Source organism: Mycobacterium sp. IS-1264 (assembly GCF_001954195.1).
Lineage (GTDB): Bacteria > Actinomycetota > Actinomycetes > Mycobacteriales > Mycobacteriaceae > Mycobacterium.
Genome location: NZ_MBES01000082.1, coordinates 16562 through 32019, shown reverse-complemented (window position 1 = coordinate 32019; position 15458 = coordinate 16562). Strand labels below are relative to the sequence as shown.

The 15458-nt window shown below is 65.8% G+C and carries 16 protein-coding genes and 1 pseudogene; 5 read left to right on the top strand and 12 right to left on the bottom strand.

The genetic code is table 11. From position 1 onward, the window contains the following. On the top strand, positions 1-1199 hold a 1199-nt coding region (locus A5744_RS22465), incomplete at its 5' end, for a hypothetical protein (protein WP_205866335.1). A gap of 61 nt (positions 1200-1260) precedes the next feature. On the opposite strand, the gene A5744_RS22460 is transcribed toward A5744_RS22465, so the two are convergent. Then, entirely contained in the window at positions 1261-1902 is a 642-nt protein-coding gene (locus tag A5744_RS22460; RefSeq protein ID WP_076064579.1) for a TetR/AcrR family transcriptional regulator, read from the bottom strand. A gap of 69 nt (positions 1903-1971) precedes the next feature. Here A5744_RS22460 and A5744_RS22455 point away from each other — a divergent pair, with 69 nt between their 5' ends. Next, entirely contained in the window at positions 1972-2361 is a 390-nt protein-coding gene (locus A5744_RS22455; RefSeq protein WP_139331461.1) for a hypothetical protein, read from the top strand. Here A5744_RS22455 and A5744_RS22450 read toward each other — a convergent pair. Beyond that, positions 2358-2786 carry a cellulose-binding domain-containing protein gene (locus A5744_RS22450; protein ID WP_076064577.1) on the bottom strand — a complete coding sequence of 143 codons (429 nt, stop codon included), beginning with the start codon at positions 2784-2786 and terminating at the stop codon, positions 2358-2360. The two genes, A5744_RS22455 and A5744_RS22450, sit on opposite strands and share 4 nt — an antisense overlap. A gap of 244 nt (positions 2787-3030) precedes the next feature. After that, complete coding sequence (locus A5744_RS22445; RefSeq protein WP_346425769.1) at positions 3031-4272, bottom strand: adenylate/guanylate cyclase domain-containing protein; 1242 nt, start codon at positions 4270-4272, stop codon at positions 3031-3033. A gap of 173 nt (positions 4273-4445) precedes the next feature. Here A5744_RS22445 and A5744_RS22440 point away from each other — a divergent pair. Further along, positions 4446-4604: pseudogene (locus tag A5744_RS22440) on the top strand (NAD(P)(+) transhydrogenase (Re/Si-specific) subunit beta); the annotation flags it as partial. A gap of 107 nt (positions 4605-4711) precedes the next feature. Here A5744_RS22440 and dnaB read toward each other — a convergent pair. From dnaB to A5744_RS22395, 9 genes are all read right to left on the bottom strand, one after another. After that, positions 4712-6088 (bottom strand): replicative DNA helicase, encoded by a 1377-nt coding sequence (gene dnaB, locus A5744_RS22435; RefSeq protein ID WP_076064576.1) that lies wholly within the window; start codon positions 6086-6088, stop codon positions 4712-4714. A 533-nt stretch (positions 6089-6621) separates the two neighbouring features. Next, on the bottom strand, positions 6622-7080 hold the full coding sequence (gene rplI / locus A5744_RS22430; RefSeq protein WP_076064575.1) for a 50S ribosomal protein L9: 459 nt from the start codon (positions 7078-7080) through the stop codon (positions 6622-6624). 27 nt (positions 7081-7107) lie between these two features. Further along, a complete protein-coding gene (rpsR, locus tag A5744_RS22425; protein ID WP_076064574.1) occupies positions 7108-7362 on the bottom strand; it encodes a 30S ribosomal protein S18 in 255 nt (84 codons plus the stop codon). Positions 7363-7402: 40 nt separating this feature from the next. Beyond that, positions 7403-7915 carry a single-stranded DNA-binding protein gene (locus tag A5744_RS22420; RefSeq protein WP_076064573.1) on the bottom strand — a complete coding sequence of 171 codons (513 nt, stop codon included), beginning with the start codon at positions 7913-7915 and terminating at the stop codon, positions 7403-7405. A gap of 110 nt (positions 7916-8025) precedes the next feature. Further along, complete coding sequence (gene rpsF / locus A5744_RS22415) at positions 8026-8316, bottom strand: 30S ribosomal protein S6 (RefSeq protein ID WP_044509152.1); 291 nt, start codon at positions 8314-8316, stop codon at positions 8026-8028. 114 nt (positions 8317-8430) lie between these two features. After that, entirely contained in the window at positions 8431-9072 is a 642-nt protein-coding gene (locus A5744_RS22410; protein WP_076064572.1) for a DJ-1/PfpI family protein, read from the bottom strand. After that, positions 9069-10715 carry a glycosyltransferase family 87 protein gene (locus A5744_RS22405; RefSeq protein ID WP_076064571.1) on the bottom strand — a complete coding sequence of 549 codons (1647 nt, stop codon included), beginning with the start codon at positions 10713-10715 and terminating at the stop codon, positions 9069-9071. Before A5744_RS22405 ends, A5744_RS22410 begins: the two co-directional genes overlap by 4 nt. Further along, entirely contained in the window at positions 10712-13303 is a 2592-nt protein-coding gene (locus A5744_RS22400) for a transglycosylase domain-containing protein (protein WP_139331460.1), read from the bottom strand. Before A5744_RS22400 ends, A5744_RS22405 begins: the two co-directional genes overlap by 4 nt. After that, positions 13296-13721 (bottom strand): DUF5318 family protein, encoded by a 426-nt coding sequence (locus tag A5744_RS22395; protein ID WP_076064569.1) that lies wholly within the window; start codon positions 13719-13721, stop codon positions 13296-13298. Before A5744_RS22395 ends, A5744_RS22400 begins: the two co-directional genes overlap by 8 nt. A 125-nt stretch (positions 13722-13846) precedes the next feature. Between A5744_RS22395 and A5744_RS22390 the strand changes: the two genes are divergently transcribed. Together A5744_RS22390 and A5744_RS22385 are read left to right on the top strand one after the other, a co-directional pair. Further along, the gene (locus A5744_RS22390) at positions 13847-14728 is read left to right on the top strand and encodes a DUF1707 domain-containing protein (protein WP_076064585.1); all 882 of its coding nucleotides are present in this window, start codon (positions 13847-13849) and stop codon (positions 14726-14728) included. 148 nt (positions 14729-14876) lie between these two features. Further along, positions 14877-15419: a PadR family transcriptional regulator gene (locus A5744_RS22385; protein WP_076064568.1), complete on the top strand. Its 543-nt coding sequence runs from the start codon at positions 14877-14879 to the stop codon at positions 15417-15419. The last annotated feature ends 39 nt before the right edge of the window (positions 15420-15458 follow it).

Here is a 15458-nt window from a genome sequence, read left to right as displayed (position 1 = left end):
AAACGCACCGCTTGGATTCACTCCTGAAGTTCTGCGGAAGCGACGCCGGCCGCCATCACGCCGCCCAGGGCCCGACGCCGCCGACCGCCTCTACCGCAAGCGCTCCCCTGACGGGGCCCGGATTCCCGCCCCCGCAGGGCAGTGGCTACCCCATCCCGCCGCCGCATTGGCCACCGCCAAGAAAGCGTGGCCGCAAACGCCTTGTGATCTCAGCTGTTTCGGCGGTTATCGTGCTCGCCGTCCTGGTCGCCGCCGGCGCTTTCGCGGTATCCAAACTCGGCGGACCCGACGCCGCCCAGCGCGCGGCCCAAGACCGCGAAGCCGCCCGCCAGGCCGGCCAGCACTATTTGGAGGCGCTGGCCACGGGCGATGCCCGCACCGCCCTCTCGCTGGGAGTCCAACCGCCCGCAACTCCGCAGCTTGTTACCGACAAGGCCCTCACCGACCAACTTTCGGCGACGCCGATCACCGACATCACCGTCACCAACGACCCGGCGCAAAGTCCGGACACCCCGCCCGACACCCAGCGTGTCGTCCTCTCGGCCCATTTCGGACCCACTCCCTCGCAAACGGTGATGACGGTCCACAAGAAAGATGGCCAGTGGAAGCTGGACTCCACCACCATCGCGATCACAATCGCCGCACCGCCGAATGCCGCGGCTGCAATGAAGGCTCTCACCGTCGGCGGGGGCCTTACCAACGGCGCCAGCCCCATCTCGGTGTTCCCCGGGACACCGCAGGTCTCCTCGTCTAACCGCTACATCGACATCGGCGCAGCCACCACACCGCTGCTGCTCGAAGCGCTAACCGCGGCCAATCCGCCGACGATCACACCCGTGATCGCGCTCAATGACGCCGGCCGGCAGGCCTCGTTAGAGGCCCTCGACAAAAGGCTCCACTACTGCTTCAAGGGCGCCCCGCCGCCGGTCGGCTGCTGTCCGCCCGGCGGTTGTCCGCTCCTCTATAACACTGGCATCGACCCCGACAGCGCCGACCTGATCAAGCTGGAGAGCACGGACCATATGAACTACGACCTAGACCCCAACGTTATGAAGGTCCACGTCACCGGCCATATGCATTACAGCGCACGTGGAATCAGCCACTCCCAACAGGTCACATTTCGTGACGATTTTACCGTCGACAGCATGATCGACCTGACCACCGAGCCACCCGTCTACGTGCCAAAACAACCGCGGTAGTCGGCCGCTTGCGCTGTTAGACGTTGCGGCCCAGGGGTTCTCGCGGTGCGTGATCGTTGCGCTAACGGGGCGGCTTCGTCGCGTGCGATGCCGTGTTGATGGTCCGCTCCCAGATAGTGGCCAGGGTGTCGACCAGTTCGTCGAGTTCGTCGTCGCCGGTTTCCGGCGTGAGGGCGAGCATCCGATGGATGTTCATGGTGACGAGGGCGAGGGCCGTCTGGTGTGGGTCTGGGAGATCGGCGCCTAAGCGGTCGATGACGGTCTCGGCGACCGCGACGACAGGATCGATCAGTCCGGCACGTGCGGCCTCGATGTCCGGGTCGTCAATCGACGACCAGAAGACCGCCCGCAGGATCGCGCTATGGCGCCGGTAGGTGCGCGCTGCGCTGGCCAACGCTGTCCGCCCGACCGCGACGGGATCCTCGGCGAGGCGCCATCGCTCTAGCGCGGCGTCGGCGTCGGCACGCAGTGGCCGCACGAGGGCCTCGAGGAGTTCGCTACGGTCGCGGAAGTAAACGTAGAACGATTTGCGCGAGAGCGTCGTCCGAGCCATGACGGCGGCGACCGACACCGTGTGCGCTGGCTGGTGGGCGAGTAATTCCTTTGCGGCGTCGATGATTTCGCGACGCGCGTCGGCGGGGGCGCGCCGCCGCCGCGGGGCTGCCGGACGGACTGAACTGGCGACACCTTTCGTTACTGCCATGGTGGCAGTATAGTCACCCTCTGATTACTGCCACCGTGGCAGTAACGGTTCCGAGTGCGGGAGTGTCTGATGCGTACAGGTTGGTTCGGCGTGGTCCACGCGCCACGCTGGTATTGCGTCGTGGTCGGGATGTTTTTGGCGGCGCGGGCGGTGTCGACATTGGCGGCGGGCGCGAACTTCGCTCTGCCCGGTGACGGGTGGCGGTCGGTTTGGCAATTGCTGCTGGTGGCAGTGCTAGCGGTCGGAGTCGCGTTGCCGCGTGCGGCCTGGCCGGCCGTCGCGGTGGTCGGGGCCGTGTACGCGGCGGCGACGGTTCTCGAGGTGTTCCACGGCGCCGACCTGTTCGGGGTGGTACCGGTCGACATGCGCGACCGGATCGTGCACCCGTTGCTGGCGATCGTTGCGGCCCTGAGCTTGGTGCTTGCAGGCCGTCGAGCCTCAGTGCGCAGTCGGGACTAGCTACAGGGATATTGCCCGTTGAGCACACAATTCGACGGTGGCGTGTAGGTGCCGGTCAGCACGCCTCGTAGGCCACCCGTGGCTGAACCGCCGGGTGCAATGACCCGATTCCAATTCGCGGGGGACAGAACATAGTGCGTGCCAGATTGGGTAACGGTGCTGTTCCACGTGTGCACGACGGATTGTCCTGCCGGCATGTCGAATTCGAGCTTCCAATCGCTCAACGGCGCCATGCTCCCGTTGGTGACGGCGAAGCGGGCGATGAAACCCGTCTGCCACGTATGTTCCACGGTGAACGTCGCCGCGACTGCGGCCGCATGAGCCACCGGGGCGACGGCGAGTCCGAGGACGCCAACCAGCACTGCCGACAGCATTACGTGAAGCGCTGCGCCCCAGCGCTTCACGTAATTCCTCAGTCGGGCCATAGCAGCCAACACTAAAACCAAACACGCGGTATCGGCCCTCGCATCCCGGGTAAGCTGCAGTACCTTTGCCCAACCGAAACCGTCATGAAATCTTGGCCGGATGTCCGTTCTCATTTGTTGTTGCGCGACAGCCGCTTCGGAGCTGGGCGCCCGGTTGGCCCATAGCTGATCGATGCCGATCGATCCTGTCCTAGGGCAGTGTTCGCCGAGTGTGCGGTCTGGGGTCCGACGGCTACGGGTGCCGTCACTGCCCCTCACCCTGAACAGCTGGTTGTCGCGATGGCTGACCAACCGCGTCGGACGCACGCCGGCCGACCAGGAACCAGGTGCGCAGCACACCCTTGCCCTTCACCACGACGTCGCCGCGTTCCTCAAATACGAACTCCCCCTTGAGCCGTTCGTACACGTCGAGCGGGACCTGAATCCGCCCTTCGACGCCGGTGGACTCCATGCGGGAGGCGACATTGACTGCATCGCCCCACACGTCGTAGAAGAATCGGCTGGTGCCAACGACGCCGGCCACCATGGGACCGACGCTCAGTCCGATGCGGATGGGCACCTTCTGGCAGACGTGGTCGGTAAGCCTGTTCGACGCGTCGGCCAAATCGAGCGCAAGACATGCGAGCGCCTCCAAGTGATTGGGCCGCGGCTGCGGTACGCCGCTGACCGCCATGTAGCTGTCGCCGGTGGTCTTGACCTTTTCCAGCCCGTGGCGCTCGACGAGACGGTCGAATTCGCTGTTGACGCGGTTGAGGAGAGTCACCAGCTCCTCCGGCGTGGAGCGGCTGGCGCGCTCGGTGAAGCCGGCAATGTCGGCGAACAACACCGAGGCTTCGTCGTACTTGTCGGCGATGATCGTGGTCGTCGGGTCCTTGAGCCGCGCTGCGATAGAGGTCGGCAAGATGTTGGTGAGCAACGCCTCGGAGCGTTCGTGCTCCAGCTCGATCGCTCGCTTCGCCCCGTCCATCTCGCGCTGTGTGTACCAGACCGTCGCCATCACCATTCCACAGGCGGCGACTGCCGAGATCGCAAAGCCGAGATCCATTGCCCACACCGGCTGCGCGCGGGTGCGAACGGGCCGGACATAGTTGATCGTGATGATCAGAGCGGCACTGCTGGTCACCACAAGGGAGGCCGTCACGATGTGCTCGGTGCCCAGCACCATCACCGCCACTAGCCCCGACATCACGAAGAAGAACGCGACCCCCGTGTGGGTCCCGACCGTCCAGCCGACCACGATCATGAACACGTCGGCGATGCCAACCAGGGTCAGCGGCGCCATTAGCTCACCAAAGCGGTACAGCAGAGGAACCAGCGCGAATATCAGGGCCGCCACGACGTTGAACCCCGCGATGGGCCACAGTCGGGTCGTCATCACTTCAATCACCGCGAAGCTGGCGCAGACCGCGGCGGCCATCCATGTGGTGATGTTGAGGACTCGATGACGCCGGGCCTGGCTGTTTGCGAATTGCCGGTTGCGATCCACTATTGCCGACTTCAGGCGCAGCAGCGGGCCGCCGTAGGGCTCCGCGGCTGCGGCATCTGCGGCATCGACATCGGCTGCCACCCAGAAAGCCTATCGAACCCGAAGCGGGCGTCAGCTGGCATTCGCGCAGGCCGATCAGTCCCTGGACCCGCCGCTGGTGCGCGACGACGGATGCCCTCGTCGGATCCTCCGGTGCGTACCTGTCCTGCATCATGAGCAAGGCCATGAACCGGTCGTTCATCTCCGTCATCGCCGAAGGCTTCGGCATCGAGGCCGGCCCGGCCGAGGACAAGGACTACGGCGAGCACCGCGAAATCAGCGCTGAAGGCGCTGACCGCGTGACCGCCGCCCGAGCTTCCTCAACTCATGATGAGTCCGAAATTCCCACTTTCGTGTCCACCATGACATTCAGATGACATCCAGAGAGGGAGGACGAACCTCACCGCGCCATGTTGGCGAATCGCGACAGGTGCAGTTGATGGGCGACGGTGACCGTCTTGGTCGGGCCGTTGCGGTGTTTGGCGAGAATGAAATCCGCCTCTCCCCCGCGCGGGTCGTCGCGCTCGAACGCGTCCGGCCGGTGCAGCAGCAGCACGACGTCGGCGTCCTGCTCCAGTGATCCCGACTCGCGAAGGTCGGCCAGCATCGGCTTCTTGTCAGTGCGCTGCTCAGGACCGCGGTTGAGCTGGCTGATCGCGACCACTGGAACCTCGAGTTCCTTCGCCAAAAGCTTGAGATGCCTTGAGAACTCGGACACCTCGACCTGGCGCGACTCGTGCTTCTTGCCCGACGTCATCAGCTGCATGTAGTCGACCACGATCAGCTTCAGGTCGGCTTTCTGCCGTAGCCGGCGCGCCTTGGCCCGGATCTCCATCATGGTGAGGTTGGGCGAATCGTCGATATACAGTGGGGCCTCACTGATTTCGCTCATCCGCCGCGCCAGCCGCGTCCAGTCGTCGTCGTTCATCCGGCCCGAACGCATATCGGCCAACTTGATTTTCGCCTCCGCCGACAGCAGCCGCATCACGATCTCGGACTTGCTCATCTCCAGGGAGAAGATGACGCTGGCCATGCGGTGCTTGATCGAACACGACCGCAAAAAATCCAATCCTAGTGTCGATTTCCCGACACCAGGTCTCGCCGCCACGATGATCATCTGCCCGGGGTGCAGGCCGTTGGTGACCTCGTCGAGTTCAGTGAAGCCCGTCGGCACGCCGCGCGCCAGACCACCGCTCGAGGCAATCGCGTCGATCTCGTCCATCGTCGGCTGCAGCAGGTCCTCGAGTGGAACGAAGTCCTCGGAAAGCCGGCGATCGGCTACGTCGTAGATTTCGGCCTGCGCACGGTCGACCACCTCGGCGACGTCGGCGCCCTCCGCGCCCGCATAGCCGTACTGCACCACCCGCGTGCCCGCTTCCACGAGCCGGCGCAGCAGCGCCTTCTCGGCCACGATGCCGGCGTAGTAGCCAGCATTGGCGGCCGTCGGCACCGTCGAGATCAGCGTGTGCAAGTACGGCGCGCCGCCGATCCGGCGGAGCAACCCGCGGCGGTCCAGCTCCGCGGCGACCGTCACCGCGTCGGCGGGCTCCCCACGGCCGTAGAGGTCCAGGATCGCGTCGTAGACATTCTGGTGTGCCGGACGGTAGAAGTCGCCGGGCCGCAGCCGCTCCAGCACATCGGCGATGGCGTCCTTGCTGAGCAGCATGCCGCCCAGCACCGACTGTTCGGCGGCCAGATCCTGCGGTGGCTGCCGGCCATAATCTTCACTGGGAGGCGAGGCGTCCATGCCAGGCGCGAGGTCATCGACGACCGCCATGGCTCCCACCTCCCTCTGTCACAGAGTATCCGAACATACATTCGACACCCAGTATTGAAAGCGTAAGCCGGAGCACTGACGCCCCCGACTCAAGCACCCGAATAGCCTTGCGCCGGGACGACGGTAAACGTTGCTGGCAAGTACTTAAAGGGGCCACTGTTCATAACGCTGTGCATCGTGTGTGCATATCCGTCGACACCTGTGTTGAACGGGGTGTGGAGAACCTGTGGATTAATCTTGGGCGTCCTGACATCGCTGCAGATACGCGCAGTACAACACCGCACAATTGGTGTGGACAAGAATCTCTTCGGCGTGTCGCCGCAGGTTACCGTGTCGGGCGTGTTGGCTTTCGGCCATATTTTCGGCACGTTAAGCGCGGGTTAAGGGGCCCCTCCCGCAGGACCCCGGAAATAGTTCGCCAGATCCACCGCTGAACCATCGTCAAAGCGGGCACACAGCGCCCTCGAAGCGCCTAAGATTTGGCGCCCGGCCGAGCGGGCGATCGCCGTCGGCATCGAGCAAACACCGCGGGGTTAGCCCTCCGCGACGACCTCGAGCGCGACCTCGACATCGATCTCGGGGTGCAGGTGCACCGACACCGGGTGTGTGCCGACGGCTTTGATGTGCGTCTTGGGCAGCCGGACGATCCGCTTGTCGAGATTGGGCCCGCCGGCCTTCTTGATGGCCGCGACCACGTCACCGGCGGTCACCGAACCGAACAACTTGCCCGAGTCGACAGCGGTCTTCACCGGCAGCGAAACCGGACCCAGCGCCTCGATCGCCGTCTTGATTTCGGTGGCGTGCTCGAGGTCGCGCACGGTCTTGGTTTCGCGGGCCCGGCGGATGTCGTCGGCCTGCTTCTGCGCGCCGCGCGAGGCGACGATCGCCAGGCCACGCGGGAGTAGGAAGTTTCGGCCGTACCCGTCCTTGACCTCGACGGTGTCGCCGACGGCGCCGAGGTGGTCGACATCGGCCGTCAAAATCAGCTTCATCGTTTCGTACTTTCGGTTGAGCCTGGGCTATCGCGCCGAGGAGGTGAAGGGCAGCAGGGCCACCTCGCGGGCATTCTTCACCGCGAGCGCGATGTCGCGCTGGTGCTGCACACAGTTGCCGGTGACGCGACGCGCCCGGATCTTGCCGCGCTCACTGATGTACGTGCGTAGCAGCGCGGTGTCCTTGTAGTCGATCGCTTGTTCCTTCTTGCCACAGAAGACGCATTTGCGCGCCTTCACCGGCTTTTCCGGAGCCGGGCGCCGCTTGTTGGACTTGGCCATGTCTGTCTTTCTTTCGTTTCCTACTGCTGAAGTGTGTTGATCAGAAGGGCGGTTCGTCGTCGCCGCCGCCGAAGGAGCCCGACGCCGGGGCGCTGCCCCACGGGTCGTCCCCGCCGCCGCTGGGTTGCGCTGCCGGCGCCTGGCGCGAACCGCCACCGCCACCGAAGCCACCGCCGCCGGCGCCACTGCGGCTGGCCTTGTTGACTTTGGCGGTGGCGTAGCGAAGCGAGGGCCCGATCTCGTCGACCTCGACCTCGACGACGGTGCGCTTCTCGCCCTCGCGAGTCTCGAAGGAGCGCTGCTTGAGCCGCCCGCTGACGATCACCCGCGCCCCCCGGGTGAGGCTCTCCGCGACGTTCTCAGCGGCCTCGCGCCAGATGTTGCACCGCAGGAACAGCGCCTCCCCGTCTTTCCATTCCCCGCTTTGGCGGTCATAGATCCGCGGCGTCGATGCCACGGTGAAGTTCGCCACCGCGGCGCCCGACGGGGTGAACCGCAGTTCGGGGTCAGCGGTCAGGTTTCCGACAACGGTGATGGTGGTGTCACCAGCCACAATTTCCTCCTGGATCCGCCTGGAGACGATCGATGGTCATGAGCATGTTCCTCGCTGAGCCTACGCAAGCCTGACGACAGCGGGCAGCCAGCGCCGCCCTTGAGGTCCGCTTAGTGCTTATCGGTGCGCATCACCTTGGTGCGCAGCACCGACTCGTTGAGGCTCAGCTGACGGTCGAGTTCGGATACGGTCGCCGGCTCGGCCTTCAGATCGACGACGACGTAGATGCCTTCGGCGTGCTTGGCGATCTCGTAAGCCAGCCGCCGCTTACCCCAGATGTCGACCTTGTCGACAGTTCCGCCGTCCTTGCGGACGACGTTGAGGAACGTCTCCAACGACGGAGCGACGGTTCGTTCGTCGAGCGTGGGGTCAAGAATGACCATGATTTCGTATGGACGCATGGAAACCTCACCACCTCCTCTGGTCTGCACGGCCACGGTCGATCCGTGGCAGGAGGGTCGCCTGCGTCGGCAACCGCCCCAGGCTACCGGAAGGTGCTCTGCGCAGCGAAATCGCTACTGCCGCGCGCGCAGGTATTCGTTGGCCCGGGCCACGGTCGCCTCGTCGGCCTTGGTGAGCGCGCCCGAGTCGAACGGCGGCTGGGGGTCGTACTCGATGAGTAGCTGCGCGGCCTGCGCCGCCTGACGATCGACGAGCAGTTCAACCAGTCGCAGCGCCATGTCGATGCCGCTGGACACGCCCGCGGCGGTGATGATGCGCTCTGGCAGATGTTCGACGACGCGTTCGGGCACATAGCGCGCGCCCAACTCGTTGAGAAGGTCCGCGGCCCGCCAGTGCGTCGTCGCGGTGAGCCCATCGAGCAGGCCCGCGGCGGCGAGTAACAGCGCACCGGTACACACCGAGGTGGTGAATGCGGTGCTCGGGTGTACCGATTGCAGCCAGGCGCGGATTGCGTCGTCGTGAATCAGCCCGCGGGTGCCGATGCCGCCCGGGAACACCACGACGTCGGGCGCGCCGACTTCGTCGAATGTGACGTCGCACGTGATGCCCAGCATCCCATTTTCGGTCCGCACCTCGCCGCGGCGGTGCCCGACGAACACCACGTCGATCGATGGAATGCGTTGCAGCACTTCGTAAGGCCCGACGGCGTCGAGCGCGGTGAACCGCGGGAAAAGCGGAATGGCGACCTGCGTCATGGCTGGCTCGCGGCGGCCGCGGTCTCCGCGCCGCTTTCGGCGGCTTCGGGCCGGCGTCGCTGCGCGGGCGGGCGTAGCCAGTCCGGCAGCCAACCGGGCGGGGCGTCAGGGGCGCGGTCGAACGGCCCACCCGCTGGGTCGTCGACCCGCCCACCCCAGCGCACCAGATCCTCGTCCGGCCGGTAGATCTGCCGGATCACCAGCGCGCACAGCGCCATGACCGCGATGTCGCGCAGCAACACCGTCGTCGTGAAGAACTGTTCGGGCAGAGCGCGATTCGGGTTGCCGTACAGGAAATACATGCGCGGCACCCACACCACCGCGTCAATCGTCATCCACGCCAGAAGTATTCGGCGGTGCGGCAAAGCCAGCACGGCCAGCGGTACCAGCCAGAGCGAGAACTGCGGGCTCCACACTTTGTTGGTCAACAGAAACGCCGCCACTATCAGGAACGCCAACTGCGCCACCCGCGGCCGTTGCGGAGCGGTCAGAGCGATGAAAGCGATTGCCGCGCAGCACACTACGAACAACACGGCAACGACCGTGTTGAGCACCATGGGCGGCTCCCAGAAGCCCAGCTTCGAATCGAAACCGCGCCAGCCGGTGAATGATTTGACGACGTTGTACAGCGAGTCCATGTCGTCGCCGCGGCGGGTGTTGAGCCGGAAGAACTCCGACCATCCTCGCGGAAAGAGCAGCAACACAGGCAGATTCACCAACAGCCAGGTCGCGGCGGCGGCCCCAGCGGTGCGGGTCCAGGCACGAAGGCGCCCGGTCCGGATGCCCAGCACCAGCATCGGGCCGAGGAACAGCAGCGGGTACAGCTTTGCCGCGGCGCCCAATCCGATGAGCGCACCGGCCAGCACGGGTTTGCGGCGCGCCCACGCCAGCAGTCCCGCGAGCGCGAATCCCGTTGCCAGCGCATCGAAGTTGGTGAATATCTGAAAGATCAACAGGGGTGAGGCGGCCACCAGCGCCGCATCCCAGATGCGACGGCCGGAAAGTCCCGCGGTCGCCCAGACGGTCGCGAGCCAGGCCAGCGCCAGGCCGAAGGCCGCAACGTCGAAGAACACCACCACCTCGGCGACGACCGGGAGCGGGGCGACCTTGCTCAGCGCGGTGTAGGTCTTGGCCACCGCCATCGACGCATACTGATAGACACCGGTCAACACCGGATACTCCATGTATCGCACCGCCGGCTGGCCGTCATAGCGGGTCTGCGGCGAACCGCTGTTGTCGCTTTCGATCCAGCTCGACTTGTACGGAAACTTGCCCTGGCTCAACAGCTCCGCGCCGTAGAGCGGAACCGTGTCGGAGTAGCACAACTCGTAGTAGGCGCGTTGGTTGTCCCAGTTGGCGACCCGCTGATCGCCCGTACCGGTACCGGTGCTCTGCAGGCAGGCCGCCTTCGTCGACCAGCCGAGCGCCAAGAACACCAGCCCGATCAGAAACATCACGCGCAGCGGAGTCATCAGCCGGGCGCGCCCGATCAGCGCGTGCCGACCCACCGGTCCGCCGATCACATCCGCGAGGGCGGCACCCAGAGAGTCGGTGTGGCTTGGGCAATCGCGGTTGCCGGCACTACGCAAATCCGCGGCCAGCGGTCGCGGCGAAATGGCGCTCTGCTGCCGAGCGCCGGTCACGGTGGGGGCTGGAGAAATGGCGGGCCCCCGGGTGGTGGGCCACCTGGCTGGGGACCGCCCGGCTGGACGCCACCCGGGGCCTGTGGCGGCGGCGGCGCGACCGTGATCGTCGTCGGTGGGCCGACGGGAATGGTGATCCCCGGCGCTACCTCGACGGTGGGCTGGATGACCTGCTCGGACGGCGGTGGGGGCGGAGGCGGCGGCGCGGCTGGCACGCCGGCGTAACCACCGATCTCACTCGGTTTGGGGAAGGTCTCATTCGAGGTGCCCTTCAGCGCGCCGTCCATGGTCGCCTTCCAGATGTCCGACGGCAAGCCCGAGCCGTAAACCTCTGCGCCCGAAGCGGTTACCAGCGGCACGTTGTCTTGGACGGTCCCCACCCACACAGCCGTCGAGAGCGACGGCGTGTATCCGACCATCCACGCGTCCTTGTTGGCTTTGGTGTCACCCAGCTGCACCGTGCCGGTCTTGGCCGCCGACGCCCGCCCGCCCGCCAGAGAGTGGCCACGCGAATAGGCGGCGATCGGCTGCATCGCCGCGGTGACGTTATCCGCCACACCCTTGTCGAGGCGTTGCTCGCCATTGTTGTCCGAGCCGCCCGCGTCGAAAAGGACTTGCCCATCGGCGTTGACGACCTTTTGCACCAGATGCGGCCGGTGATAGACGCCGGACGCGGCCAGCGTGGCGTACGCCGATGCCATGTCGATCGGCCGAGTTTGGTACTGCCCCAACACGATCCCGTTGTTCGGTGGTCCGCCCTTGCCATCCTCGGACAGCGTGTGGTCGACGCCCGGGAAGCTTTTCGCGATACCGGCTTGGTGCGCGGCGTCGGCGACGGCCTGCGGCCCGTTTTTGAGCTTGAGCATCAGCCGGTAGTAGGCGGTGTTCAGCGAGAGCTTCAGCGCCTCGGCGATGTTGCAGGTTCCGCAGCTCTCGCCGTCGACGTTGGTGATCTTGATGCCGTCCACCGTCAGCGGGGAACTGTCGACCTGGTAACCCAGGCCGATCCCTTGCTGGAGTGCGGCAACAAGTGCGAACACCTTGAACGACGATCCGGTCTGCAGGCCGGCCTGAGCGAAGTCGAATCCGTTGGCGTCGGTACCGCCGTAATAGGCGCGTATTGCGCCGTTGTGCGGGTCGATGGAAACCGCGGCGGACCGCATGTCGGGGTCTTGCCCGTCGAGGTATTTCGAGACCGCCTTCTCCGCGGCCTGCTGGGCTTTCGGATCGATGGTGGTGGTGACCTGCAGACCCTGCGTGTTGAGGGTCTGCTCGTCGATGTTGAACAGCTCCATCAGTTCCCTGGTCACCTGGCGCTCGATCAGCCCGTTGGGTCCGGTCGTCTGATTCTGCGCGCGCGCCTGATCGGGCGGCACGGTGGCCGGAAAGACTTGTGCCGCGCGATCACTGGGCGACAGCGCCTTGGTTTCCACCATGCCGTCGAGCACCCAATTCCAGCGGGCTGCGGCTCCCTTTGGATCGACGGCCGGGTCCAGAGAGGACGGGCGCCGAATCAGCGCCGCCAAAAGCGCGCCCTCGGACACGGTGAGCTGCTCGACGGGCTTGTTGAAGTAGGCCTTGGCGGCGGCCGAAATCCCGTAGGCCCCGCGCCCGAAGTAGATGATGTTCAGATAGGCCTGCAGCACATCGTCTTTGGACCACTCCCCCGACATCTTCGTGGCAATGACCAACTCCTTGGCCTTGCGCAGCAGTCCACTCAACCCGTGTTGGGCGGAACCGACCAGGGCGTTCTTCACGTACTGCTGAGTGATCGTCGACCCGCCCTGTAGATCGCCGCCGCCGAAGAGGTTGTTGTTCACGGCCCGCGCGAATCCGCTGAAGTCGAACCCCGGGTTGGAATAGAAGTTGCGGTCCTCGGCGGCGATTACCGCCTGGCGCACATGCACCGGCACCTGGTTGATGTTGACATCGACCCGATTGCCTTCCGGGGGAATGATTTTCGCGATCTCCGAACCATCGCTGGCCAGGATCGTCGAGACCTGGTTGGTCCGGATGTTGCCCGGTTTGGGAATGTCGACGATGAAGTACGCCATTGTGAAGGTGACGATCGGCAACAGCACCAGCACCGCCGCGCTGAGGTAGGCCCCGCGGCGCACCCATCGCCAATTGATCTGGTCAACCCAGCTCCAATCCAGCCGCGGCCCTGGAACTCGCGGGTCGGGTCCGATCGGATCACCGGGCCCACCGGGTCGGCGTGGTGGAGGCGGTGGTCCGACGGGCGGCCGATGACCGGACACCGGCCGGCTACGCCGCGCACGGGTCGGCGAGCGGCCGTCGAGCGCGGCCTTGACCTCATCGATCGCGTCGGTCGGCAGGGGTTTCGACGGAGGAGCGTCCAGCGCGGCCTTGACCTCATCAAGCGGGTCGCGCCGCCTGGGGCCCCTGTCGTCGACGACGGGCGGAAGGATCGTCGTCCTCCGGTCGTCGGGAGGAAGCGGGCGGCGGGGGCGAGGCTGCTGGGGCGCGCCATCGCCCGGGCGGTCGGTGCTCGCATGCTTGCCCACGCGCTCAGTCGCTGGCCCGCTCGCCTCACCGGACGACTGGTCGTGGCGCCCTTCGTTACTCAATGGCCGTGCGGGCGCCGTTGCGCGCGGTCCGGGTGCCGCGCGTGCCCTTTGGCGGGCGTGCCGCGCCGAGCACGTACGACTTGACCAGGTGATTCCAGCTGCAGGTTCGGCACACCTCCACCACGTGGACCGCGAACTCCTCGTAGCGCGTAGCCAGCAAGACCAGCTCTTCGGCCGTGCGCGCGGAGCCCGATACCGCGCCCAAGTGCTCGCCAAACACCCACGACACCAACGTGAGTTGCTCCTTGCGGCAGATCGGGCACATCACCTGGCTGGTTTTTCCGTGAAACTTCGCGGCGCGCAGCAAATAGGGGTTCGCGTCGCACACCTCGGACACACCGGTGCGGCCGGAGTACACCTCGGCCAGCACCGCGCGCCGCCGAAGCGCGTAGTCCACCACCTGTCGCTGCAGTCGCACGCTGACCAGAGTACGTCGCGATGTCGGCCGCCGATATGCAACCAACGCCGTCGCGCTGGCTGAGCCGCCGTAATCGCTCGTCACATCCGGTGCCGAACTCGGCTCGGCCTTCTACGATCATGGCCGTGGCGAAATGGTTCGGGGCATCCGTTGGTGGCGGGACGACGTCGACCACCCGCGCCAAGGACACCGATCGACAAGACGCCTGCGCGATTCTCGACAACGCCCTCGGCGACGGTGAACTGTCCGGGGAAGAACACCGGCAACGAGTCAGCAGCGCCACCAACGCGGTCACGCTGGGTGATCTGCGGGCACTGTTGGCCGACTTGCAGGTGAGCAACGCCCCGGCCAAGCTGCGGGGCGCCAAGCCGCCGACGAAAGTCAGCGGATGGGTCATGCTGGCCGCCGCGTTCGTGGTCTCGGTGCTACTGGGCGTCGGAATCGGATGGGGCCTCTACGGCAACGCCGGCTCGCCGCTGGACTTCGGCAGTGGGCGCGAGGACCCCGGGGCCAAGCCGGACGGAGTGGCCGCCGTCGTGTTGACCCCGCCCACGCAGCTGCATTCGGTCGGCGGGCTTACCGGCCTGATGGAACAAACTCGCAAGAGGTTCGGGGACACCGTCGGCTATCGGCTGGTCATCTACCCGACGTATGCCAGCCTCGACCGCCCCGACCCCTCCGACGACCGACGCGTGCTCGACTACACCTACCGCGGCGGGTGGGGCGATCCGACCAGCTCCGCCAAGAGCTCCGCCGACGGGCCCGTGACGGCCGACCTGAGCAAGTTCGACATCGTGGCGACCGTGGGCATCATGCGCGGCGCCCCGGAAACCCTGCGCATGAAGCAGGGCGACATCCGAACCATGTACCTGATCATCGAGCCCGGTAAGGATCCCACCGCCCCAGGGGCGCTGTCGCTCTCGTTGTACGTCTCCAGCGATTACGGTGGTGGTTCGATCACATTCGCGGGCGACGGCACGGTCAAGCGGTTGGATTTGCCCACGTAGGCGGCCTATCCGGCGGTCCGGCCCCGGCACATTTCGCGGTGACTAATAGCACACCAACACCAGGTGCTGTTGTGGCTAATATATCGAAACGATACGATGACGCGAGGCGTCGGACCGTCGTAACCAGCCAAGCAAAGGGGGTGAATCGATGCTGGAGCTCGCCATCCTGGGTCTTCTGATCGAATCGCCCATGCACGGTTACGAACTAAGGAAACGGCTGACTGGCCTACTCGGTGCGTTCCGCGCATTTTCGTACGGTTCGCTCTACCCGGCCCTGCGGCGCATGCAGGCCGACGGGTTGATCGCCGAGGATGCCGCCCCGGCCGGGACCCCGGTCCGGCGGGCAAGGCGCGTCTACCAACTGACCGAGGCGGGTCGTCGACGCTTCGGTGAGTTGGTGGCCGACACCGGCCCGCACAACTACACCGACGACGGCTTCGGGGTACACCTGGCCTTCTTCAACCGCACCCCGGCAGAAGCGCGGATGCGCATTCTGGAAGGCCGCCGCCGCCAGGTCGAGGAACGCCGAGAAGGTCTGCGTGAAGCCGTGGCGCGGGCCAGCAGCTCGTTCGATCGCTACACGCGCCAGCTTCACCAACTCGGGCTCGAGTCCAGCGAGCGCGAAGTCAAGTGGCTCAACGAGCTCATTGCTGCGGAACGGGCCATGCCTGGCCTCACCGAGCAGACGTAACCCCCTTGCACAAACCCGAATACCGCGACACCACGTTAT